Origin of the sequence: Spirosoma liriopis (genome assembly GCF_023196085.1) — a bacterium.
GTDB lineage: Bacteria > Bacteroidota > Bacteroidia > Cytophagales > Spirosomataceae > Spirosoma > Spirosoma oryzicola.
Map to the genome: position 1 here is coordinate 68,127 of NZ_JALPRF010000008.1, position 22,212 is coordinate 90,338.

At 46.8% G+C, this 22,212-nt stretch carries 23 protein-coding genes; 14 read left to right on the forward strand and 9 right to left on the reverse strand.

Going from position 1 to position 22,212, the window contains the following annotated elements; translation table 11 throughout:
• Positions 1 to 20: 20 nt before the first annotated feature.
• From M0L20_RS26305 to M0L20_RS26315, 3 genes are all read left to right on the forward strand, one after another.
• A complete protein-coding gene (locus M0L20_RS26305; RefSeq protein ID WP_248480176.1) occupies positions 21 to 1,136 on the forward strand; it encodes an endo-1,4-beta-xylanase in 1,116 nt (371 codons plus the stop codon).
• A 144-nt stretch (positions 1,137 to 1,280) separates the two neighbouring features.
• Positions 1,281 to 2,351 carry a glycoside hydrolase family 43 protein gene (locus M0L20_RS26310; protein ID WP_248480177.1) on the forward strand — a complete coding sequence of 357 codons (1,071 nt, stop codon included), beginning with the start codon at positions 1,281 to 1,283 and terminating at the stop codon, positions 2,349 to 2,351.
• 143 nt (positions 2,352 to 2,494) lie between these two features.
• Positions 2,495 to 3,556 (forward strand): endo-1,4-beta-xylanase, encoded by a 1,062-nt coding sequence (locus M0L20_RS26315; protein WP_248480179.1) that lies wholly within the window; start codon positions 2,495 to 2,497, stop codon positions 3,554 to 3,556.
• A 772-nt stretch (positions 3,557 to 4,328) separates the two neighbouring features.
• Here the strand turns inward: M0L20_RS26315 and M0L20_RS26320 are convergent.
• Positions 4,329 to 5,825, reverse strand: coding sequence for a serine hydrolase domain-containing protein (locus tag M0L20_RS26320; protein WP_248480181.1), 1,497 nt, complete (start codon positions 5,823 to 5,825; stop codon positions 4,329 to 4,331).
• Between the two features lie 26 nt (positions 5,826 to 5,851).
• The gene (locus tag M0L20_RS26325) at positions 5,852 to 6,922 is read right to left on the reverse strand and encodes a helix-turn-helix domain-containing protein (protein ID WP_248480183.1); all 1,071 of its coding nucleotides are present in this window, start codon (positions 6,920 to 6,922) and stop codon (positions 5,852 to 5,854) included.
• 579 nt (positions 6,923 to 7,501) lie between these two features.
• Between M0L20_RS26325 and M0L20_RS26330 the strand changes: the two genes are divergently transcribed.
• Complete coding sequence (locus M0L20_RS26330) at positions 7,502 to 8,347, forward strand: glycosyltransferase family 2 protein (protein ID WP_248480185.1); 846 nt, start codon at positions 7,502 to 7,504, stop codon at positions 8,345 to 8,347.
• 264 nt (positions 8,348 to 8,611) lie between these two features.
• Positions 8,612 to 9,184, forward strand: coding sequence for a class I SAM-dependent methyltransferase (locus M0L20_RS26335; protein ID WP_248480186.1), 573 nt, complete (start codon positions 8,612 to 8,614; stop codon positions 9,182 to 9,184).
• Between the two features lie 69 nt (positions 9,185 to 9,253).
• Here M0L20_RS26335 and M0L20_RS26340 read toward each other — a convergent pair whose 3' ends face one another.
• Positions 9,254 to 9,712 (reverse strand): hypothetical protein, encoded by a 459-nt coding sequence (locus M0L20_RS26340; protein WP_248480187.1) that lies wholly within the window; start codon positions 9,710 to 9,712, stop codon positions 9,254 to 9,256.
• A 213-nt stretch (positions 9,713 to 9,925) separates the two neighbouring features.
• Between M0L20_RS26340 and M0L20_RS26345 the strand changes: the two genes are divergently transcribed.
• Positions 9,926 to 10,387, forward strand: a complete 462-nt coding sequence (locus tag M0L20_RS26345; RefSeq protein WP_248480188.1) for a hypothetical protein — start codon at positions 9,926 to 9,928, stop codon at positions 10,385 to 10,387.
• Positions 10,324 to 10,734 carry a hypothetical protein gene (locus tag M0L20_RS26350; protein WP_248480189.1) on the forward strand — a complete coding sequence of 137 codons (411 nt, stop codon included), beginning with the start codon at positions 10,324 to 10,326 and terminating at the stop codon, positions 10,732 to 10,734. The genes M0L20_RS26345 and M0L20_RS26350 overlap by 64 nt, the downstream gene beginning before the upstream one ends.
• Positions 10,735 to 10,758: 24 nt before the next feature.
• Here M0L20_RS26350 and M0L20_RS26355 read toward each other — a convergent pair whose 3' ends face one another.
• From M0L20_RS26355 to M0L20_RS26365, 3 genes are all read right to left on the reverse strand, one after another.
• Positions 10,759 to 11,655: an NmrA family NAD(P)-binding protein gene (locus M0L20_RS26355; RefSeq protein WP_248480190.1), complete on the reverse strand. Its 897-nt coding sequence runs from the start codon at positions 11,653 to 11,655 to the stop codon at positions 10,759 to 10,761.
• A 35-nt stretch (positions 11,656 to 11,690) separates the two neighbouring features.
• Positions 11,691 to 12,626 (reverse strand): alpha/beta fold hydrolase, encoded by a 936-nt coding sequence (locus M0L20_RS26360; protein WP_248480191.1) that lies wholly within the window; start codon positions 12,624 to 12,626, stop codon positions 11,691 to 11,693.
• Positions 12,627 to 12,698: 72 nt separating this feature from the next.
• On the reverse strand, positions 12,699 to 13,262 hold the full coding sequence (locus tag M0L20_RS26365) for a Crp/Fnr family transcriptional regulator (RefSeq protein WP_232563615.1): 564 nt from the start codon (positions 13,260 to 13,262) through the stop codon (positions 12,699 to 12,701).
• 389 nt (positions 13,263 to 13,651) lie between these two features.
• Between M0L20_RS26365 and M0L20_RS26370 the strand changes: the two genes are divergently transcribed.
• A complete protein-coding gene (locus tag M0L20_RS26370) occupies positions 13,652 to 13,912 on the forward strand; it encodes a hypothetical protein (protein ID WP_248480193.1) in 261 nt (86 codons plus the stop codon).
• A 33-nt stretch (positions 13,913 to 13,945) separates the two neighbouring features.
• On the opposite strand, the gene M0L20_RS26375 is transcribed toward M0L20_RS26370, so the two are convergent.
• Both M0L20_RS26375 and M0L20_RS26380 read right to left on the reverse strand, forming a co-directional pair.
• Entirely contained in the window at positions 13,946 to 14,398 is a 453-nt protein-coding gene (locus tag M0L20_RS26375) for an RES family NAD+ phosphorylase (protein ID WP_248480195.1), read from the reverse strand.
• A 3-nt stretch (positions 14,399 to 14,401) separates the two neighbouring features.
• Positions 14,402 to 14,833 (reverse strand): Xre family toxin-antitoxin system antitoxin, encoded by a 432-nt coding sequence (locus M0L20_RS26380; RefSeq protein WP_232563618.1) that lies wholly within the window; start codon positions 14,831 to 14,833, stop codon positions 14,402 to 14,404.
• A 271-nt stretch (positions 14,834 to 15,104) separates the two neighbouring features.
• Between M0L20_RS26380 and M0L20_RS26385 the strand changes: the two genes are divergently transcribed.
• Positions 15,105 to 15,437: a hypothetical protein gene (locus M0L20_RS26385; protein ID WP_232563619.1), complete on the forward strand. Its 333-nt coding sequence runs from the start codon at positions 15,105 to 15,107 to the stop codon at positions 15,435 to 15,437.
• Between the two features lie 208 nt (positions 15,438 to 15,645).
• On the forward strand, positions 15,646 to 17,124 hold the full coding sequence (locus M0L20_RS26390) for a M48 family metalloprotease (protein WP_248480196.1): 1,479 nt from the start codon (positions 15,646 to 15,648) through the stop codon (positions 17,122 to 17,124).
• 143 nt (positions 17,125 to 17,267) lie between these two features.
• Here the strand turns inward: M0L20_RS26390 and M0L20_RS26395 are convergent, their stop codons facing one another.
• Positions 17,268 to 17,615, reverse strand: coding sequence for a nuclear transport factor 2 family protein (locus tag M0L20_RS26395; RefSeq protein WP_248480197.1), 348 nt, complete (start codon positions 17,613 to 17,615; stop codon positions 17,268 to 17,270).
• Between the two features lie 144 nt (positions 17,616 to 17,759).
• Between M0L20_RS26395 and M0L20_RS26400 the strand changes: the two genes are divergently transcribed.
• The 4 genes from M0L20_RS26400 (at position 17,760) to M0L20_RS26415 (ending at position 22,179) form a co-directional block, all read left to right on the forward strand.
• On the forward strand, positions 17,760 to 19,019 hold the full coding sequence (locus M0L20_RS26400) for a putative DNA modification/repair radical SAM protein (RefSeq protein ID WP_262924033.1): 1,260 nt from the start codon (positions 17,760 to 17,762) through the stop codon (positions 19,017 to 19,019).
• 4 nt (positions 19,020 to 19,023) lie between these two features.
• The gene (locus M0L20_RS26405) at positions 19,024 to 19,791 is read left to right on the forward strand and encodes a TIGR03915 family putative DNA repair protein (RefSeq protein WP_248480198.1); all 768 of its coding nucleotides are present in this window, start codon (positions 19,024 to 19,026) and stop codon (positions 19,789 to 19,791) included.
• A 107-nt stretch (positions 19,792 to 19,898) separates the two neighbouring features.
• The gene (locus M0L20_RS26410) at positions 19,899 to 20,816 is read left to right on the forward strand and encodes a Gfo/Idh/MocA family protein (protein WP_248480199.1); all 918 of its coding nucleotides are present in this window, start codon (positions 19,899 to 19,901) and stop codon (positions 20,814 to 20,816) included.
• A 52-nt stretch (positions 20,817 to 20,868) separates the two neighbouring features.
• On the forward strand, positions 20,869 to 22,179 hold the full coding sequence (locus tag M0L20_RS26415) for a TlpA family protein disulfide reductase (protein ID WP_248480200.1): 1,311 nt from the start codon (positions 20,869 to 20,871) through the stop codon (positions 22,177 to 22,179).
• Positions 22,180 to 22,212 lie beyond the last annotated feature (33 nt).

Sequence of the window (22,212 nt, forward strand, 5' to 3'; positions counted from 1 at the left end):
ACCGATAAAAACGATTCATCATGATAACCCAAAAAACCATCCTGACGCTCGGCGCAGCTGTGTTTACGCTAGCCAGCTTTACAACCGAGCCAGGTACGAGTTTGGAGCCAGCAATTCCATCGTTAAAAGATACGTTCAGGAAAGACTTCGGTATCGGAACGGCGCTAAACGTTGCCCAGATCGAAGAGCGGGACCCGAAGACGACGAAATTTATTGCCCAACAGTTCAACATGGCAACCCCCGAGAACGTCATGAAGTCGGCGCTCCTTCACCCGAAATGGGATACCTATACTTTTGAGATGGGAGACAAACTAACTGATTTCGGAAAGAAGCACAACATCAAAATAAATGGGCATACCCTGATTTGGCACAGCCAGTTACCGGCTTTTGTTCGCGGGATTCACAGTCAGGATTCAATTCGAACGTTCTTTACCGATCATATCAAAACGGTAGCCGGTCATTATCGCGGTAAAGTATTCTCGTGGGATGTCGTCAACGAAGCGCTCAATGAAGATGGGACGCTGCGGAAGTCGGTGTTTCTGCAACATCTGGGCGAAAACTACATTACCGATGCGTTCCGGCTCGCTCAGGAGGCCTCGCCCGGAACGGAACTGTATTATAACGACTACAACAACGAGCAGCCCGCCAAACGGGCCGGTTGTATCGCTATTATCAAGAAGATCAAAGACGCCGGTGTACGCATCGATGGCGTAGGCATTCAGGGACACTGGCACGTCGGACGAGTACCGCTGAAAGACATTGAGGAAAGCATCAATCAGTACGCAGCTCTGGGTTTGAAAGTGATGTTTACGGAGTTGGATCTCGAAGTATTGCCCCGAAATTTTCAGGGAGCCGATGTCGGCCAGCGCATGACAGCCAACGCCACATCCAACCCGTACCCCAACGCCTTGCCCGATAGCGTACAGCACCAACTAGCCGCTGATTATGAAGCTCTTTTTAAGTTGTTTCTTAAACACAAAAACAACGTTTCGCGCGTAACATTCTGGGGTGTAAACGATGGTGATAGCTGGCTGAACAACTGGCCAATCCGGGGCCGAACCAGCTATCCATTACTGTTTGATCGGAATGACAAGCCCAAACCAGCTTTCTATAAGGTAGTAGCGCTGGCAAAGTAAGCTTAGCTCAACAAGCAGCATCTTCGGTAATTGTGATAATACATGCTACCGAAGATGCTTCCTATGTCAGCATGACAAAAATGCTCGCTTGTTCCACAAAAAGCGAATAGTGAAAAAGGATTGATGAGTAAACTAAACAATAAAATGACATACCAATCTCTTCTACAACGTTCCTATAAAACCTTCACGCTAGCTGCTTTAGTCGGTGGATCACTGACCGCTCTGGCCCAAACCAATGGCGGTAAAAACCCGATTTCTCAACCTCTGGTATCGCACATTTACACGGCTGACCCGTCGGCCCACGTCTTCAACGGCAAAATATACATTTATCCGTCGCACGACATCGATGCGAAGGACGTAAAGGAAGATGATGAGGGTGGGCACTTTGCCATGCGCGATTATCATGTTTTGTCGATGGATAAAATTGGCGGTCCGGTCAAAGACAACGGTGTTGCGCTCGATCTTAAGGATGTTCCCTGGGCGGGGCGTCAGTTGTGGGCTCCCGACGCGGCTTATAAAAACGGCACGTACTACCTATTCTTCCCAGCTAAGGACAAGCAGGATATTTTCCGTATTGGCGTAGCAACCAGCAAAAACCCGACCGGACCGTTCAAAGCTGAACCCGAACCAATCAAGGGTAGCTACAGCATCGACCCGACCGTGTTTCAGGATACCGACGGCAAAGCCTATCTGTATTTCGGGGGTATCTGGGGCGGTCAGTTGCAGCGATGGGATGGCAACCAGTACAACGCGAGTGGGGCTTTGAAAAAGAAAGATGAGGTTGCCTACTTACCCCGCGTGGCCCGGCTGAGCGATGATATGAAGTCGTTTGCGGAACCCGTTCGGGAGATCCAACTGCTGGATGAGGCTGGCAAACCGTTTCTGGAAAAAGACAATGACAAACGCTTTTTCGAAGCGGCCTGGATTCACAAGTACAACGGCAAATACTACTTCTCGTATTCGACCGGCGACACACACAACCTCTGTTATGCTATTGGGGACAATCCATACGGGCCTTTTACGTATAAAGGCATCGTGCTGAAGCCTGTTCTGGGCTGGACGAATCACCATTCTATTGTTCAGGTAGGACCTAAATGGTATTTATTCTACCACGATGTGCAGCTCTCCGGCAAAACGCACCTCCGGAATGTGAAAGTGACGGAACTGACGCACAATGCGAATGGGACGATTGCAACGATTGACGCGTATAAATAATTGTTTGACAGGATTAATATGATTAACATGATTTTTTGCTTCGACAAATCACATTAATTCTGCAAAGTTGACGGACAAGTTTACAGCGTTGCTCCTTCAATTGAATACATCCTGTTAATCCTGTCAAAAAGAAACTCAATCTCATGAAAAAGCTAATCCCGTATTCCCTGATAGCCTTATCGGTCGCGTTCGTTGCGCCGGAGAAAGGGCTGAAAGATTATTACAAGAATTACTTTCCGATTGGCGTGGCCGTCAACCCGCGCATGATCCAGCCGGGACCGGACGCAGAGTTGATCAAAGCCCAATTCAACAGCATGACGCCCGAAAACGCCATGAAAATGGGGCCGATTCACCCGGAGGAGGACCGCTACAACTGGAAAGATGCCGACGCCATTGCCGAGTTCGCCCAGCAGAACAACATCAAACTGCGGGGGCATACGCTTTGTTGGCATAACCAGACGCCCCGCTGGCTTTTCACCGATGCCGAGGGCAAAACCGTGAGCCGGGATGTGTTGCTGGCGCGTCTGAAAAAACACATTTCCGACGTCATGGGACACTACAAAGGCAAGCTTTACGCTTGGGATGTAGTTAACGAAGCGGTTCCCGACACCGGAACGAGCATTTACCGGAAATCGAAATTTTACGAAATCATTGGGGAAGATTACATCGAAAAAGCGTTTCAGTATGCCCACGAAGCGGACCCGTCGGCGCAGTTGTTTTACAACGACTACAACACCGAAAATGCGACTAAGCGGGAGAAGATTTACCAGTTGCTCAAGAAGCTGAAGGCTAAGGGTGTACCTGTCAACGGGGTGGGTTTACAGGCCCACTGGTCCATTTACGAACCGACGAAGCAGGAACTGGAAGAATCTATCAACAAGTTTGCGAGCCTAGGGCTGAAAATTCAGTTTACGGAGGTCGATGTTTCGGTCTATCCCAAAGAGCACGAGCGCCGGGAACGTCGCGATACGGATAAAAGCGAGTACACGCCAGAAATGGTCGATAAGCAGGCGGCTCATTACAAGATGCTGTTCGAGGTATTCCGCAAGCACCGCGACAAAATCACCGGTGTTACGTTCTGGAACCTGACCGACAAATACTCCTGGCTGGACAATTTCCCGGTGCCGGGTCGCAAGGACTATCCATTGCTGTTCGATCAGAATGGCAAGCCGAAGAAAGCCTACGAAAGCGTCGTGAAATTTTAACGAACAAAATCGTGACTGCATTGGCGACAGTCAGGATGGTGTAGTCAAAATGACTAATACCACTAAGTAATTTTTACTCAGTTATCTGTAGGGGGGTTAGCATAATTGCATCAGTTTCTTGAAAACCGATACAATTATGCTAACCCCTTTGTATTCATTGCTTATGGGTTGCCAATGCTTCTAATTAACGCGAGTTAACTGGATTTTCTAACAGTAAGTCTACATATGACAAGTTTCAACTAGCTAAAATTAATGCGGTTCTAATAAACATTATCAATAACCTACTGGTTGCAGGGGGTAAGCATAAATACTTATTACCTATGGATGATTTGCAAGAAAACGAACCGTATTTTTCGGACGGTCGACATAATCGATTTCAGCAACTTTTCCTCCAATACATTCGGCGAGTTAGGGAAGCTTACCACTTGGATGTTAATACCCAAAGAGAGGTAGAAAAATTGGAGCAATTAGTAAGGAGCAGTAGCAAGGGACGTTAACAAAATAGTCTTATAAGCTGGTGAAATATCTGTTGTCAGCCAGCTGAACTCAAGTTCAGCCATACAATAGGTTTGTTTGTCTGTGATCTCCCGATTTGTTACTAACCGACTCTTGCTTTTTCTCTACGGATGCTGCTACCGAGTTGTAAGAGTCATTATTTCATCAACACCCTATGGCGAAACTTACAGCATTGATGAAATAACGGTTTACAGGATTCGGAATGTTCGATAGTGTCGCGGGTCTTGTCTATGTACACTGAGCGGACACCTGATTATTATGGAGTTACTTTTACCATCTCCCAGATTACTTGACCATTCAATACACCTTGACAAGCCTTGATCTTTCCGTGCGTGTCCCGTAGAAAAACTCCTGTCGTCACGTAATCCGTAAAGCGAATGGTATCAGAGCCGACTGGATATGCATCAATGCCCATTGTCCAGGTAGAGCCTTTCTGTACCAGATGGTTGCCTTGCTGTGTCAGATGGATAAGTTCATCGTTCCGCTTATAGACACCTTCATATTCTGCTAATTGATTTGACTCAACGGGTAGCGGTTCTATTGCTTTAAGTAACACATTTGGCCATTGATAAACTTGGGCTATGCTGCGAACTATTTCGTTGATGATGCCTGTACCATCGTTCTCATTGACCATAACAACAACGCCGTTCCCTTCATGCACACTGCCGATAAACATACTCACGTAACCAGCGTTCTGACCTGAGTGAAAAAAGTATTGATCAGATTGTCCATCGGTACGTTGAGTTAGAAAGAAGCCTAATCCCATATCCGTGCTGTCCAATGCCATCCGATCTACACTGTACCCCGAATGGCCAAAAATATTGTAGGATTGGGGTTGCAGCATGGCTCGGGCTATCGATTGAGAAAGAATCGTTGATTTTCCCTGATAAGCACGCTGAAGCTCAATCAGGAGTTTGGCCAGGTCCGTTGGGGTAGTGTATAAACCCGCAGCGGCTTGTTGTGGGTAGACGTATGGTTTTCCTTTGAACCAATTTTGCCGGCAATAAGCCCAGGCAGCCTGATCTTTATAGCGAGCCGGTAATGGTTGTTCAAACGTGCTATGCGTCATCCCTAACCGAATAAATACGGTTTGACGCACAAAGTCGGCGTAAGGTTTTTTGGTCTGATCCATAACGGCCAATTGGGCAATCATCACACCCCCTCCCGAATAGCGCCACTGACTTCCGGGCAGAAAGTTGATGTCAACGCGCCGGGACTGCGCAATCGAATCGCCATTGACAATTTGAACTACAGTTGGAAAAGGGTCTTCAGGTTGAATTCCCCAAAAACCGTGCTGCGTGGCCCCAGCGGTATGGCTCAATAGGTGGCGAAGTGTCACAGGCCGTTGCCGGGTAAACTCATTTTCCGCTATTTGCCAAGAGGTTAAGTAGCGATTGATGGGTGTGTCCAAAGCTAGCTTGCCTTGCTCAACTAATTGTAAAGCTGCCAGGGCAGCAACTGGTTTACTGATCGACCCCGCTGAAAAAAGGGTTTCCGGAGTTACCGGAATCCGACGAAGCGTGTCGGCCCATCCATACCCCTTAGCCCAGGCTAGCTTACCTTGATGAACGACAGCGATACTAACACCCGGAATTTTGTAAGCAGACATGCGCTCGCGAATCGTCCACTTCGTTTGGCCGACAACTGGAATGTAAGTGGTGAGTCCTTCTTCGACGGCCTTTTGCCGGGGATCAAGCTTTTGCCCAAAACAATAAGTGCTTGCCAGCAGCGCAAGCCAAAACCATGCTTTCATAGATTTTTTCCCCAAACATGATTACATTATTGGTTTGGATCGTCCCATCGGGTAGTTTGGTACTCCTTTAAATAAGCACTTGGAGATCGTCCCGTCTGTTCCCTGAAGACCCGGTTGAAAGTTGTCTTCGAACCGAACCCGGCTTCTAAAGCGATGCCCAGCAGACTAAATTGTTCTGCTTCGCCCCGGTGCAAACGGCGCTTAATATCTTTAACACGCAGTTCATTCAAGTAGTCCGATAACGATTTTCCCAGTCCGGCATTGATGGTTAAGGAAACTGTGTTGGCAGGTAGACCTACCTGATGGGCAAGCCGATCCAAAGTCAAGTCAGGGTCCCGATAAAGCTTGTCCTCCTCCAGGGCTTTAACGATACGCTCCAGGTAGCTTTCTGAAACCGGAATAGCCGGCTTTACTTTGCTAGCCGGTTTTGACCGACCGCGCACCAAAGCAAGTAAAGCAATCCAATAAGTAATAACAGGCAAGACAAATTCGGTTAGATAAAACTTAGGATGCCGTGCGGGCAAATACCATTGATTGACAAGAGGATCAACGACAGCCACAACATAGAAGCTGGTCAAGCCAAACAGGAGCCGACGATACCAGCGGAATTGATCTTGCTTGATTGGTAAAAGACTCAAGCTTAACCCAATGTAAACGAACATGGACAAACACATGCCGTAATAGTCAATATAGCGAGTATAGGGCTTGTGTATCGTCTTCCAGAACCAGGTCTTGTATTCGAGCGAATGGAAGCTGACGAACACAAAGAAAGCTACTTGTATTAGCATGGGTACTAAATGCCAACTCCAGTAGCGCAGTGGTTTTTTGAGCCAAGATCGAATTGCTAAATACAGTAAGGGACCAAAGCCCCAGGAGAAAAACAAAGGGGCAAAGTACCAGCTATTGTGTTGTGCGTAGATTCCGGTACGGGCCATTCCATAATCGATGACCTGCAAGGTTAATCCTAGTACGAGCCCGCCAAGCCAAAGGAAAGCGGGTTGCCTTGGCCGGAAAGTCAATAGCCACAAACCAGTAGTACAGCCTTGAACAACACAAAAAACTTGGAAAAGAACGATCCAATCCACAAACAGATTCATAGCGAGCAATACTATTTACCGCAAAAATTGGATCGCGGTTTACCTAAAGTAGCAAGTACCGATAGATTGCACAAGTATGTTTAGACCAGAACTAAATTATTTCCTGATACTTCACTTTTCCTTAGGGCCTGCTCATACTAGGGCTCTGGGATGTATAATTCATTCTCGGCATTCGAATAAGGTTTTGAAAGAAACGAGATGCTTTACACTATTATTTACCTTATAAGTAAATAATAGTGTAAAGCTATAAGTAGTTACAAGCGCTCGGCTATTATAGCTGCTATAGATTACGGCCCCATTTTGATAGCTATTTTTGAGTAGATTGCTCAAGTTTCACACCAACGAATGTGCTGATAATGAGCACGTTTATAACTTTTTATCTTATGAATACTCGTACACTTATACTATCTGGCAATTTCAGTACACAGCAAGTCTACAGGCTTTGCTTCATTGACGAATACAGGACTAGCCTAAGCTGTATTTTGGGAGATGGTCTAGCCTACAATTCATCCCAAAAGTGGTTCTGATTTATGTGTTTAAGGCATGTCAGCATGTAAAAATACCTTTCCTACCAAAAAAATGAAAAATATGCTTCTTCCTACCTGTAGTGTATTAGTAACGACGTACAACCGTCCAGAATCGCTTGTCCTTTGTGTGGAAAGTCTATTCCAGCAAAGCCATTTACCAACGGAGATTATTGTTTGCGATGACGGTTCGGGAGAAGCAACCCAGCAGCTTATCCAACAGCTCCAGAAACGCAGTCCTGTTCCGCTACTGCATGTGTGGCAAGCTGACCTGGGGTTTCGGCTGGCCCGGGTTCGGAACTTAGGTCTAAAAACAGCAACTTCCGAATATATTGTTCAGTTGGATGGCGATGTAATTCTACATCGCCATTACCTGGTCGATCATTTGCGACATGCAAAAAAGGGATTCTTTTTCTCCGGCAATCAATACCACATTCCGCATGATGTAACGCAATTGATGCTTACAAATTCGTCCGCTTCTGTTCATACTTCTCTTAAGTTGGCTAAATGGAACTGGCGTCGATTGCGCTGTTTACCCCTGCAAAAGCCGATGCTGTACTTCTATCACTGGAAAACCCATTATGAATACGTGCTAGGTAGCAACATGTCTTTCTGGCGACAGGATTTATTCCGCGTGAATGGATACGACGAACAGTTTAGCGGCTGGGGTTGGGAAGACATCGATCTGGCATTGCGGTTGATGCAGTTAGGCTGCACACTGCGCTTCCTTCGATTCGGTGCGATTCAGTACCATCTCGATCATCCCAAGTCGTCGCGCGCTCAGGAGGATACCAATAGAATGCGCGCCTTACAGATCATTCAGGAAAAAAGATTCGCTTGTGAACAGGGTCTGTCGCAGCATACAGACTATTCAGACGCGCAAAACTTCTTAACGCATTAGGTCAGCCAAAAGCCTGTGCCCTTATAGCGGTGCAGGCTTTGTACTACTCAAGTATCATTAACTTCAATGTAGAGTCAAGAAGTACACCGTATCGGGCTGATTGTTTTGTTATAAAGCTGTTCTCCAGTGTAACAGAGCCTACGTTGAACTGATTATCATTCATAGTATGACATGATCGAATCAATTTTGTGGCTTACTTAACAGTCAAACTCGACGCATCATGTTTAGCACACCGAGTTTATACCCTTGTGCTTTCTATTCCGCATGGATAAATCAAATGGATACGAAGACATAGCGGCTCGTTTTATCCAGAGTCGCACAAAAACCATTGGTACATCGTCAGTACAGCTCTGGGCTAGAACGCTGCCACCAAAAGCTACAGTACTGGACCTAGGCTGCGGAACGGGTCTACCTGTTTCCGAAGTGTTGATGAACGAAGGGCTGGAAGTGTATGGAATTGATGCATCGCCGACGCTGGCTCAAGCCTTTCACCTGAATTTTCCCCATTCGCCTGTTGCTTGTGAAGCTGTCGAAGAGTCTTTGTTCTTCGATCGCCAGTTTGATGCGATCATCGCCTGGGGGTTACTATTTGTTCTTACGGTTGATAGTCAACAGATTGTAATACGAAAAGTAGCGAAAGCCTTACCATCGGGTGGTAAGTTCTTGTTCACATCGCCCTCACAAGCCGTTAGTTGGAAAGATGCCCTGACGGCCTGCAATTCTACATCGCTAGGTGCCCAAAAATACAAAGCGTTATTAAGCGCTTCGGGGTTACGGCTCCTTGAGGAGTTCGATGATGAGGGAGGCAACCATTACTTTAGCGCCATAAAAATTTAAAAAGCTGTCCACCAACGTCAGAAGAAATACGAATCAAGCCCATTGAAAATGACAGGTCCTTTTTACTGTTCAGTTCGTTTTTACAGGAAAAAGCTTTTCATCTACTTCTGTGCCTTGGCCAGCTACTCGACACCAACCACTGGACATTTTGTGATAAACCTCTAAACGTCTTACCTTCAAATTCACATCTTGGCCATCTACCACTAATTGCACATCGGCCAAAAAATTAACCACGGCCATCTTACCCTCGTATATGCGGATGTATTCGTGGCCCGGTACAGGCCGCACGGATTTGAAAACCAATTTTTCTTTGGCTTGCACCCCTTGCCACTGTTGGTGAGAAAAGGATATGTCGCCTTTAGGGCCAACAGCGACGAAATCATTGCAGTCAATAGGCACGTCTGGTTTTCGATGACGCATGAGTTCTCTGATTTCCTGCCTTTCTTTTGGATAGCTGGTTGTATCAATCTGAGCAAGAGCATTGCAACTGCCCAGCACGACTAGAAACAGGATAATCAGTTTGTTCATGACAGACGATTCATTTTTGTGAGAAATTAAGTGCGTCTGTAAAAAGTACGATTTTTACAGACACACTCGATCAAATGTTTATTATTAGGTTTCGGACTGCTATCTGTTTTGGAACCCCAATTTATAAGCAGGCGTATCTTGCTCGTCTTGAGTAATTATTCTAGCGATAGCTGGTATCTTATCGATAATTTACCCTGTTGACTTTACCATCGTATGAGGTACAGATTTGTGTCCAACGAGTTGATAGCTACTGGTGTTATCTTGTTGCTGTGGCTTGTTAGTTGTGGTCCCTTACGGGCACAAATACTCCCCGACTCAGTGGGCTGCGGAGTAATCGAGTTAACTCCACAGCAGGCTAAGTCATTCGTGCAACAGGCAAATCTGGCCCTGCAACGTAAGCAGTTGACCAATCCATCAGGGATTACGGCCATCACCTATATTCCTGTTCGCCCACATATCATTAACCGGACAGATGGAACAGGTGGGTTTAGCATGGCTAGTATGAATCAGGCATTGGCACAAACCAACCGGCACTTCCTGCTCAATTGCTACGGCATACAGTTCTTTTTTGCAGGAACCTCGCCCCATTACATTAACAACGATACCTCGAGATGGGCTACTTCATCGAACGAGCTACCAACCCCACCACCGGATTCACCCTCGTTGGCGGAGTAGCCCCCAACGTCACCTCCTTCACCGACAACCAGCTCGCCACCGGCACTCACTACTGGTATCGCATCCGCCCCTCCAACTCCGCCACCGGTAGTCTGAGCCAGATCCTCTCACTTGCTGCCTGCTCGGCTCCGCTTTACTCGCTCAAGGACGGCTGGTGGACCGATGCCACGGCGTGGTCTTGCAACCGGGTGCCCGGGCCGGGTGACGTGGTGCAGGTCAAGCACCAGTTGCAGCTACCAGTCAACTACGTAGCGACTCTACAGGGGGTCGGCTTTGATCCAGGAAAGACGCTGACTTACAGCATAAACGCTCAAGTTAAACTGGGAAGCCAAGCACAAAAGCCTTAGCTCGTATACAGCCAACAGGTAGCTTTATCGAACAAAGGCCCTCAGAAAATCAAGGCTAGTCGTCCAGCGAAGGTTTGAATACCGTTCGTTTGCCAGCTGTGTATGATGCGTAGTAAACATCGAATACATGTACTGCCCCTGCTGCCATTTGGCATACAGCTCGTTTTCACCGGCCGGGTATTGAGCTCGTTGCTTTTTTATAAATTGCGCAAAATCGTCAAGACTCGACAGCTGCTGAATCCTGAACTCCTGATTGGTTAACTGCTTTACCTCATGCCACAGCAACGTGGGGCTTACCTGAAAACTGGCAATCTGTAAGTTTCTAGGAGTTTCTTCATCCAAAGCTACTTCTGCCGTGAAGGCGGCTGTGTCATCCATCGTTGTGAAATCCAGTTTCCAGTCTGCTTTGTCGCCCCAGTAACCGATGCTCTTTTCTTTCAGGTTCAAAACCGGCGTGTTGTATTGGAGTATGTCGGCAAAAGCACCGTTGAAAATAGAAGAAGCTTGTATGGGCATACGGTCGAGATACTGTCTGAACTCCCGCCGTAAATCAAAATTCCTGTTTTCGCCCGGTACCAGATCCGTGTAATCGGTACAAAAGTCAGAGGGGATAAACCGTTTAACACCGGCTTGTACAGCGCCATCCAGGATTCTCTTCTGCGATTCAATAATTACATCGCCTAAGCCGGCCAGGGCAGACACCACGCAATGAGCCTCTGTACTCGCTTTGGCGATGGCGTCGACGCTGTCCAGATCTACCTCCTGAACAGTAGCCCCCATTTGTTCCAGCGCTTTCACTTTTTCGGGATCAGTCGATGTTCGAACGACCGCCTGTACTGCTGCACCCCGTTGTATGAGTTCACGCGTAATTCTGTTCCCCAAATTGCCGGTTGCCCCGAACACTACGATTTTCTTTTGCATTGCTATTTTTCTATTTAAAACAATTTATCGACTGATTAGGCCAGGAAGCTCAATACCGCATCAAGCACCTGGGTAGGCTGTTCTTCGAACAAATAATGGCCACTATCCAGAATGCCAACCAGTTGCACGTCTTTAGCTACGTAGGGCAGTCCCATTTTCATGTACTGAAAACTTATGTAACTACCAATACCTAGCACCGGCATTGCAAGCGGTTCATATACTTTGGCATCTTCGATGTCCTGTAGAAACGTTTGATACCAGGCATTAGCCGCTCGGATGCTTTCAGCATCGTTGTAAGAAGCGGCATAAATGCTTCTCTCTAAGGTTGTCATTTTACGATCGTCAATCATGACGTAGTTGAAAAGCCAGTCCAGCAAATACTGGAAGCGTCCTGCCAATAGCTGTTCCGGTAATCCTTTTACCTGATTAAATCCCATCCACCAGGCGTAGGGCCGATTTGCATCCATCTTCTCCGTAAATGTACCGGCAGGTGGGATCAGACTCATCTGTAGTATTCCCTCACTGGGATGCGAGCCGTCCAGGACAACCAGCTTTTGAGTAAATTGGGGGTAGTTAAACGCGAAGCTCATAGCGACCATTCCACCAATGTCGTGCCCCATCATGTTGACTTTTGTTAAGCCTATTTGTTGGAGCAAGGCCAAAATATCGGCAGCCATGGTTTTCTTGTCGTAGCCGGAATGAGGTTTTTCCGAGCTACCCATACCTCTGATATCAACGACAATCACGCGGTACCGTTTGGCGAGTTCTACGGCAACGGGCTGGTAGGAAAACCAGGTTTGCGGCCAGCCGGGTAGACAAACCAGAGGCTCACCCGTACCGCCTTCCACGTAATGCAACCGCACTCCGTTGACTGTTGCGTACTGATTGGTGAAGCCTGGAAAATGGGCTATCAATGCCTCGTCTGAATACAGATTTCGAGGTTCTGTCGGGTTCTTGCTAAGTTGAGTCATCGTTGTTTTTTTATGACTCAAAAGTAGGCTGGCGATGAAGGGGCAAAACTACCAAATGGTAGAGAATGACTCTTACCGGATTTTTTTCCTGATCCGGCTTAGGGCATTTGGGGTGATGCCCAGTACGGCGGCTACCTGCTTGACCGGTGCTTTCTGAATAAGTTGAGAATTTGTCAGGAAGGCCAGATAGCGTTCTTCGGCAGATAAGGTTTGAAAATTCATGATCTGGTCGATCATTCGGATGGTCGTAGCCTCCCAGATTTTCCGGCCGAACTCCTCCCAGGCAGGCACCTGGCTGTACAGAAAATCCATGTCTTTTTTATCAATCACGATTAGTCGGGTTTCGTCGATGGCGTCGATATTAAACCGGGAAGGTTTCTGAGGATGAAGGCTTGAGATTTCTGTAAAGAATTCATTTTCAAACATAACCCAGGTCGTATTCTCCTGGTCATGAAGCTCGTAAAAAAAGCGAACACCGCCGGATACAATGAAAAAGTATTGATGAGCAATTTGCCCCTTCCTTAAAATGAGCTTGCCTTTGGGAATTTGTCTTTCGCTGCATCGGGAAAGCACAAGTTGTAAATCCAGATCGTCGATCCAGACGATTCCTTTGATGAATTTTATAAATTCTTCCATTGGGGTTCTTCAAGTCCTTCTTCTAATGTGACGATTCGTAAAACGTAGAAGTACCGTTTCTTTCCTTCACACACTTGTTAACTGAGACGGGCAACTAATAAGCTTCTACAAGGTAAGCGATGGATCAAGGAAATAATTGAATGATTTGTGTTTCTATGCCAAAAGAGATTTCTTTGTCAGACTTGACTTTGCCTAGCGAGTTGTTGCAAAGAGAACGATTGTCGCTTGCCTGTCAAGAATTTAGTTGATTCGAATGCCTAAAAAATTGTCTGCATTCTTGATTATAGCTAGATCGGTTTTTTAACTGATGCCAACGTCCACAGCGAAGAATTAATCGTGCGCATTGAAAGAATCCAAAGTTCCTAGACTTTCTTAACCTAAACGTTCGTATGTTTCCAAGTAAAGACTATTCTATAATGACGCTTGACGAATTAGTGTCAGAAGAGAAAAAGATGAAGTCTCAAAAGATAATGACTGCCTTGCTAATCGGTTTTTTCGTAGGCATTGCCATTTGGACCGCTACCCATAAAAGTCCTTTTCTGACTATGATTTTGCTGGTTGTTTCTCTTCTGATCGGTTCCAGCTATTCGAAAAACCTGAAGAATGTTCAAGCAGAAATAAGCCGCCGGGAAACGATTCAACAGGATTGACACGGCTTAGGTATCGGGGGCCAAACACTATTTTCACAAAAGCCGGGAATCCCAAAAATAATCCTCCGTCCGTACAAGCTGAACGTTTCGGTTGAAATCTGGATGCTCTGTGTTGATGATGTAATTGTATTCGTAGACAATAATGGCGGAGGGAACTTTGAGCACTAAATTCTCCTGGCTGTTGTACCAGGTGGAACCAATCGTCTGCAAAGCGGTATAACCCGCTAAGCTTCGCCAGTTTGCGGGAAGATCTTTTTGCTGAATCTGCTTGATGAGGTAATCCTCGTCGGCGATGGAGATGACCATCACTTTGTATTTTGTGGCCGGTTGAATAGCCCCCCGGTGAACTACAAGCTCCAAAGATGACAAGGAACGGGATGAACCGGTGTAAATAACCTGCTGCCCTTTCAGGTTCCAGCGATTGGCGCTGCCCGATGAGCTTAGTGAATTGGCGTGGATCTCTTTGCTGATTCGGAATACTTCCATCACTTACACATTATCTCCGTACTCCATGGCGGTCAATCGATCATCTACAAATTTTACCCCTGTCACCGTATTCAAATAAGAATTAGGACTTTTATTATCGAAAAAAAAGTTCTTGCGATTCAACCACTGGTCAAATTCCTTCACTGACCCAAATACCTCAATGCCATGTTTAATCAGGGCTAACAAAAGCAATACCTGCTCTTTGACGTTTTCCTTGAAGGTATTCTGAGGCTTTTTGTATTCTCGGAATGTTTTGACGCTCACATTGAGCCAGTCCGAAATAATGTCATCGTTGAAGTCCGTCAACGTTTTGATGGCATTGACATGCTGCCAGTTAATATCCTTTGTGTATAGAAAGGAAAGAATTTCACTGTCGTTGATGTGCCCAGGCACATCCCTCAGAATATGGCTTTCTGCCGACGCTGCTCGTTTCATGGTAGTTGGCTTTTGACCCTTAACACAAATTTAGGAACTTTTGCTCTTTATGAAGGGAATATTTTCTCTTTGAAGTTCTAAAACGAAACACTATCGATATTCTTGATGCCAACGTGCATGTATCGACTACATCGCTTGTGCTTTTACAAAAAGCCATAACGACACGTTTCCAGCCCGTCGCTCAAAAACAAACAGCCAGCGTGAACAGTTATTTCGCCAATGCAGCCAACCCAGTAGGAGCAGAGCTGCCATACCACTACTTAATAACACGATGAAAACGAACATGCTTTTAGCAATTGCGCTTTGCGCGACATTAACCACCGGCGCACTGGCACAGGATGATCAGGCTACTAAGGAGGCCCGGAAGGAAAAAACAAGAGAAGACGTCAAGCGCGTTGGCAACAAAGTCGAAAATGGTGTTGCTGATGGAGCACATGCGGTTGGCACGGCTGGTCGTGCGACCGGAAAAGCCGTTGGTAAAGCAGGTAAAGCAACTGGCGAGGCTGTAGCCAATGGGGCAAAAGCAACCGGCCGGGCCGTTACCAAGGCGACCAAAGCGACTGGTCGGGCTATTAGTGGCGAAGCAAAGAAAGTAGACAACTAGTCGGTCCATAATGAATAAATAAAAAGGCGATAGCTACCGTAGCTACCGCCTTTTTTACCCTTGGGCTACAGCGTACAATCGCTGAGCTTCGCCGAGTTTAAACCGACGACAAATGAGCGTAGTATAATGCTCCATCGGATTAAACATAAGCACGATTCGTTGCCTTTTTCGAGCCAATCAATAAGTTACACTATCTGATTTGTCTACCATGCACAAACTCTCCTACCACAAATTTCTCACTGTCAGCATAACGTCTCTACTTGTTTTTGCGTGCGCCCGTAATCCGGTTACCGGAAAGCGTGAAATAAACCTGATGTCGACTGAACAGGAAATTGCCATAGGCCAAGAATCTCATCCATCGGTTATTGCCACAATGGGGCTATACGATGATAAGAAACTTCAGGCTTTTATGAACGAGAAAGGCAAAGCGATGGCCAAAGTTTCGCATCGGCCCGACCTCCCTTACCAGTTCTTTATTGTCGATTCGCCCATCGTTAATGCCTTTGCCGTACCGGGAGGCTACGTTTATTTTACACGCGGTATTTTGGCCCACTTCAACAATGAAGCGGAATTTGCTGGCGTACTTGGCCACGAAATCGGCCACATCACGGCCAAACACGCAGCCCGCTCGCAAAAAAGCCAATTGCTTAGTTCTATTGCGCTTATTGGCGGAGCCGTGCTGGCCCCGCAGGTGGTCGGTCAGAATATCGAAGCCCTTCAACAGGGATTAGGTCTTTTGTCCCTGAAATACAGCCGTGATCACGAATCGGAGTCCGATAACTTAGGCGTTGAATATTCTAGTAAGATTGGTTACGATGCCCGCGAGATGGGCGATTTTTTCGGGACGCTTAAACGCCTTTCCGAAAAATCAGGGCAGGCTATACCCCAGTTTATGTCTACGCACCCTGATCCGGGTAACCGCTTCACGCGCGTGCATCAGCTGGCGAAAGACTACCAGGCCAAGAATCCCGCTTCGTATCAGGTAAATCGTGATCAGTATATGCGCCTGATTGACGGCATTATGTACGGAGAAGATCCCCGGCAGGGTTTCGTCGAAAACGGGTATTTTTATCATCCTGAACTGCGTTTTCAGTTTCCTGTACCAACTAGCTGGCAGTCTCAAAATTCGCCAAGTCAGTTTCAAATGGCGGCTAAAGACGGTAAATCCGCAATGATTCTTACGCTGGCGAAAGGTTCTTCATTGGACGAAGCGGCCCAGAATTTGGTGAAAGAATTAAGTCTGAATGTACTGGAAAACGGAAAAACCACCATCAATGGTAATCCGGCCTACGTGCTTATTTCGCGGCAACAACAGCAACAGCAGCAGGGACAGCAGCAACAACAACAAGATCCTAGAACGGCGCTTCAGATTGGTACCTGGCTGATACAATACAACAATGCTATCTACGCGCTGCACGGATTAGCGACAAACGCTGACTTCAACGCTAGCTTTGGTACTTTTAAGCAGGTAGCCGAGAATTTCCGCTCACTCTCCGATCCGGATAAACTCAACCGCAAGGCTGAACGGGTATTTGTAAAAACATCGCCCCGTGACGGTTCATTTCGGGAAGTGGTCACCGCCTTGGGACTGCCTGCCAATCGGGTAGAAGAGGCCGGTATATTAAATGGCCTTCAAGCCGATGACCGCGTAACGAGAGGCACGTTGGTTAAGGTCATTAGTCGGTAAATCGTTTAAAACCACGTTCCTGGCTCTAGGGCTCTTTGTCATCTTGTATAATTTAAGCATAGCGTTTCCGTGACTTTCCTGCCGGAGAGATACGAAAATGCTATGCTTTGATAACGGTCAAAAAAAAGGCCAGTTTCTTACGACTACGCTTTAATGACAAATGCCTTTAGTTCAGCCATTTTGCCTTCACTAAAGCGCCATACATCACAGTACGAATAAGGAATGATTTCCCCTGTTTCCTCTTTGAGATTGATCCGGCCAATGGCGGTAACAAAATCGCCCTCGGCAATCAACTGCTCGACCATAAATACCGGAGGTTCTGCGTATGCCGTTGCCATCCACTGGCGAACCGCTTCTTTGCCTTGTAGGGTTTGCTCACCCACAAATACCCATTGGGTATCTTCCGTACAATAAGCTAGAAAACCCTCATTATCGCCCTTAGTGACAGCCGCGTTTGCCTTTTCTAAGACTGCTTTGTTCGTTTCGCTCATAAAGTTGAATGGCTAGTAAGAAGTAGCGGTTGCTTACCGCTGTGAACGCTAAAATGACACAATAATACTGTTGTTATTGTCATGTTTGCCTTTGATAGGAGGGCAAGTTATGGTATTTTTATTGTTGACAAACTAGAGTTCCAGATGGTGAATGATCGAGTGATAGAGAAACTGGAAATTCTATCCGATGCGGCAAAATATGATGTATCCTGCTCGTCCAGTCAGAGCAAACGAGCCAACAAGGACAAGGGGTTAGGAGATACCAAAGGCTATGGCATTTGTCATTCCTTTACCGAAGATGGTCGCTGCGTGTCCCTGCTGAAAATTCTACTGACCAATCATTGTATTTTCGATTGCGCGTATTGCGTGAGTCGGAAGAGCAATGATGTCAAACGGGCTGCCTTTACGGTCGATGAGGTCGTTGATCTGACGATTAATTTCTACCGTCGAAACTACATTGAAGGGCTTTTTCTGAGTTCAGGAATCTTCGATAGTCCGGACTACACGATGGAACGCTTAGTGCGAATTGCCAAAAAGCTACGCACGGAGCATCGGTTTAATGGTTATATCCACCTGAAAGCCATTCCGGGAGCCAGTGAAGAGCTGATCAAAGAAGCGGGTTTGTATGCTGACCGCTTGAGCGTCAATGTGGAAATGCCTACTGAACAAAGCTTGAAACTGCTCGCACCGGAAAAAAACCATCAGGATGTAATCCGGCCCATGACGTACCTAAAGACCGAGATTGCGGGCCACAAAGAAGAACGCAAAAATAATCCCAAAGCACCTAGTTTTGCTCCCGCTGGTCAAAGCACGCAAATGGTGATTGGTGCCACAAAAGAAACCGATCTGGATATTCTGGGTATGACCAATCACTTCTACAATCAACTGAGCCTGAAGCGGGTGTACTATTCAGGCTATGTACCTATCAGTGAAGACAATCGGCTGCCATTGATCGGTACACCCGTTCCCATCATCCGGGAAAATCGGCTTTATCAGGCCGACTGGCTACTGCGCTATTATGGCTTCGGCTTTACCGAACTGGTTGGCGCTACTCAGCCAAACCTGGACCTGGATGTAGACCCCAAACTGGGCTGGGCCTTACGAAACTTGGATCAATTTCCGGTCGATGTCAATACGGCTGATATCGAGCTAATCAAACGCATCCCCGGCATTGGCTTTCAAAGTGCCCAGAAAATTGTGGCTGCGCGTCAGTTCAGACGGCTCAAGGCCGAGCACCTACAGAAGATGGGCATCGCTTACAATCGAGCCCGCTATTTTCTGGCATTCAGTCAGCCGTTTGCTCCCCAACCCGATTATACCCCTTCGCAACTCAAACGACTGATTCTGGCGGTGCAAAAAAGCAAATACCAGTCTACTTTTTCGAATCAGTTAAGTTTATTTTGATCGGATGACCAGTATAGTGTACGATGGAACGTATGAGGGTTGGCTCACGGCTATCTTTGCCATTTACGACCACAAACTAACGGATGTTGCGTTTTCCCGTTCGGAAGCGTCTACAGGCTCGTTATTTGGCAGGACTCATTCGGTGACCACCGACGAAGTGAAAGCAGAGCGGGTATTGATAGGCTTACGAAAGCGTTTGTCGGAAGAAGGCATGACCCGACTTTACAAAACGTTTCTTTCTGACCTCGACCGACCCGACGATGTGATGTGGAGCTTTGTCAGTCATGTCTTTGCGAGTGCCCAGAATGTGGAAGAGGACTACGCTCACCCGGCGGTTTGGGCCGTTAAGCAGGCAGCCAAGCGGGTGCAACGGGAAGCGCATCGAATGGAAGCGTTTGTTCGTTTCAAGCTCACCTCCGACCAGTTGTATTACGCGCTCATTGAACCGGATTGCGATGTACTGGGTTTGATCTGCCCTCACTTTGAAAGCCGGTATGCCGATCAACGCTGGCTCATCTACGATGCCAAGCGTCGGTATGGCATTTATTATGATTTAGAGAAAGCAACGACCGTAACGCTCGGCGTTCAGGATGGCCGGACTAATCGATCTGGGCTTGTGGCTGAGATCAGTGATGAAGGCGAGGCATTTTACCAGGAACTCTGGCGTCGCTATTTCAAGAGCGTAACCATCGATGCTCGCAAGAATAAGCGCCTTCAACTTCAGCATATGCCCAAACGATATTGGAAGTATTTAACCGAAAAAATGCCTTAGGATGGCGTGGCAGTTTATACGAATCGACCAGGTCCCGGCGGAAATATGGTTACGATCAACAGTCCTCACCTAGTGCTATTACCTATCCGTTAATTACCTGCGCATCTATGCTCAAAATTGGTATCATTGGACTCGGCGATATTGCGACCAAGGCTTACCTGCCCCTCCTTGCAGCGCGGGCGGATATAGAAATTCATCTCTGCTCGACTACGACGGAGAAAATGCAGCGAATAGCCGGGCAATACCGGATTAGTCACGTACACCCGGACATCAGCTCACTGATTATGGCCGGTTTACAGGCCGTTTTTGTGCATGCGGCTACGGTAGCACATCACGCGATTGTCGAGACGCTATTAGAGGCCAGGGTCGCGGTTTTTGTCGATAAGCCGCTGACGCTTCACTTCGCCCAAGGCGAACAACTAGTTAAGCTGGCTAAGCAAACGAACACGCTGCTAATGATCGGTTTCAACCGCCGGTATGCCCCAATTTATCGCCAGTTAAAAGCGGTTGACAAGCCGACAATGATCCTGATGCAGAAGAACCGGCCCGTCTTGCCGGGCGAAATCCGGTCGTTTGTGCTGGACGATTTTATTCATGTGGTGGACACACTACGGTGGCTTTTTCCGTTGCCGATTGCCGATTGGCAAATCACGTATATGCGCGAGGACGATCAGCTCAAACAGTTGACGCTACAACTAAAAGCTCCACACGGAGAGACAGCAATCGGGATTATGAACCGCAACACAGCGATGACCGAAGAGCGGCTGGAAATTATGTCAGCAAGTCAAAAATTAGTAGCCGTCAACATTTCCCAATTAATCCGGGAAAGTACATTGGGCAGTGACTACGTGCGCCAGAACGACTGGGAGCCGACCTTACACAAACGCGGTTTCGCCTTGATGGTCGACGATTTTCTGCGGGCTGTAGCCGGGGAGTGTTCACCGTATATTGATCTGGACGACGCGCTTATGAGCCACCAACTGTGTGAGCAAATTATAGAGAGGGTGATGAAAGAATCGTATTAAACTTTGTATAGCAGCTACTCTGCTTATTCAATGCTTGATTGAGGACCTCCTTATGAAGATTCAAACACTACTTTTCGTCCTCCTATTCTATAGTTCAACGAAAGGCCAACAGGTGGCAACTCGGGTTGAACTACCCCTGACTACAGCAAATGGATACGGGCCTTTTAGTGTCGGTTTTTCTCGCTTCACACCGGATGTGAACGATGGATCATACTGGAGCAAAATGCAGTTATCCATCAAAGGAGTACCTAAGAACTGGACAAACGTAGAAAAGGCAATGGCCAGAGTTAATACTTGGCAACTCATCTATCAGAATGTAATAAGCGGTACCGTACCGAGATCCTGGTACAAGGGTTACCAACAAAGTAGTAAAATTAACCTGGACGACGCCCTTTTCTCTAAGCAACCGATTAAGTGTTACGTTTATCTAGTGAAGGGGTTCGACCAGAGCAAAAGCAAATGGTTGGTGCTGGTGGATACCAATAACAACCTTGATTTTAGCGACGAAACTCCTTTTGAAGCGGAAGAGATCAAGCCGGGTTCCATACCGGACAATGTTGCCGATGCCCGTTTAGTCATGTACCAATCCTATCAAAAAGGAAAGATTATTACGTCTCGTATACCGTTGGTTGTCAAACGGATGGGCAATGACTTGTTTTTCAATTTTCCTCAATACGCCAAAGCTACTTTCCGACACGCAGACGAACGAGTCGCTTTGGTTATCACAAACGGATTTGCAGGATTAGATTACATTGGTTCTACGTCAATTGCACAGACACCTCGCTGGTTTTGGCAAAAGACAGTTAGCCAGAAAGACCTGACTGAAATAGGCGATGTAATCACCCTTGGTGGTCGTAAATACAAAAATAAAGGGGTTAATACATTCACCAATACCTTACAGTTGGAACCCCTAGCCACTAACACGATCGATTATTCCTTGAGGACTGGTCGCTCGTTTCGACCTTTTATCGCTCGCGAGTTCACCACCGGAAATTCAATCTCACTGAGTAGCTTGAAAGGTAAATATGTCTTTGTCGATTTTTGGGGTACTTGGTGTTCACCCTGTGTATCGACTCTACCAACGTTGAAGCGGCTTTACCAACGACTTAATAAAAACCGTTTCGAATTTATCGGTATTGTAAGCAGGGACAGTCCAGAACATTTACGAGATTTTCTAAAGAAGCATGACGTAAGGTGGCCTCAACTATTGTCCAATGGCCCGGACGGTTTGGTTGATCAGTACCATGTTACTGCCTATCCAACGAGTGTACTGCTTAACCCAAATGGCAAAATAGTAGCTGCTGACCTAAGCATGGAAAAGTTAGAAGCCAAACTAAACGAATTGAACAAACTGGAAGAGTAAATCATACTAACTCTCCCAGGTAAAAAAATTTGT

Coding starts and splice junctions, on each gene's coding strand:
- M0L20_RS26400 (WP_262924033.1), top strand. CDS start 17,760: ATGGTGAATGATCGAGTGATAGAGAAACTGGAAATTCTATCCGATGCG.
- M0L20_RS26380 (WP_232563618.1), bottom strand. CDS start 14,833: ATGAAACGAGCAGCGTCGGCAGAAAGCCATATTCTGAGGGATGTGCCT.
- M0L20_RS26375 (WP_248480195.1), bottom strand. CDS start 14,398: ATGGAAGTATTCCGAATCAGCAAAGAGATCCACGCCAATTCACTAAGC.
- M0L20_RS26365 (WP_232563615.1), bottom strand. CDS start 13,262: ATGGAAGAATTTATAAAATTCATCAAAGGAATCGTCTGGATCGACGAT.
- M0L20_RS26330 (WP_248480185.1), top strand. CDS start 7,502: ATGAAAAATATGCTTCTTCCTACCTGTAGTGTATTAGTAACGACGTAC.
- M0L20_RS26415 (WP_248480200.1), top strand. CDS start 20,869: ATGAAGATTCAAACACTACTTTTCGTCCTCCTATTCTATAGTTCAACG.
- M0L20_RS26405 (WP_248480198.1), top strand. CDS start 19,024: ATGACCAGTATAGTGTACGATGGAACGTATGAGGGTTGGCTCACGGCT.
- M0L20_RS26345 (WP_248480188.1), top strand. CDS start 9,926: ATGAGGTACAGATTTGTGTCCAACGAGTTGATAGCTACTGGTGTTATC.
- M0L20_RS26325 (WP_248480183.1), bottom strand. CDS start 6,922: ATGAATCTGTTTGTGGATTGGATCGTTCTTTTCCAAGTTTTTTGTGTT.
- M0L20_RS26305 (WP_248480176.1), top strand. CDS start 21: ATGATAACCCAAAAAACCATCCTGACGCTCGGCGCAGCTGTGTTTACG.
- M0L20_RS26340 (WP_248480187.1), bottom strand. CDS start 9,712: ATGAACAAACTGATTATCCTGTTTCTAGTCGTGCTGGGCAGTTGCAAT.
- M0L20_RS26335 (WP_248480186.1), top strand. CDS start 8,612: ATGGATAAATCAAATGGATACGAAGACATAGCGGCTCGTTTTATCCAG.
- M0L20_RS26385 (WP_232563619.1), top strand. CDS start 15,105: ATGAAAACGAACATGCTTTTAGCAATTGCGCTTTGCGCGACATTAACC.
- M0L20_RS26350 (WP_248480189.1), top strand. CDS start 10,324: ATGGGCTACTTCATCGAACGAGCTACCAACCCCACCACCGGATTCACC.
- M0L20_RS26320 (WP_248480181.1), bottom strand. CDS start 5,825: ATGAAAGCATGGTTTTGGCTTGCGCTGCTGGCAAGCACTTATTGTTTT.
- M0L20_RS26315 (WP_248480179.1), top strand. CDS start 2,495: ATGAAAAAGCTAATCCCGTATTCCCTGATAGCCTTATCGGTCGCGTTC.
- M0L20_RS26355 (WP_248480190.1), bottom strand. CDS start 11,655: ATGCAAAAGAAAATCGTAGTGTTCGGGGCAACCGGCAATTTGGGGAAC.
- M0L20_RS26410 (WP_248480199.1), top strand. CDS start 19,899: ATGCTCAAAATTGGTATCATTGGACTCGGCGATATTGCGACCAAGGCT.
- M0L20_RS26370 (WP_248480193.1), top strand. CDS start 13,652: ATGTTTCCAAGTAAAGACTATTCTATAATGACGCTTGACGAATTAGTG.
- M0L20_RS26310 (WP_248480177.1), top strand. CDS start 1,281: ATGACATACCAATCTCTTCTACAACGTTCCTATAAAACCTTCACGCTA.
- M0L20_RS26390 (WP_248480196.1), top strand. CDS start 15,646: ATGCACAAACTCTCCTACCACAAATTTCTCACTGTCAGCATAACGTCT.
- M0L20_RS26360 (WP_248480191.1), bottom strand. CDS start 12,626: ATGACTCAACTTAGCAAGAACCCGACAGAACCTCGAAATCTGTATTCA.
- M0L20_RS26395 (WP_248480197.1), bottom strand. CDS start 17,615: ATGAGCGAAACGAACAAAGCAGTCTTAGAAAAGGCAAACGCGGCTGTC.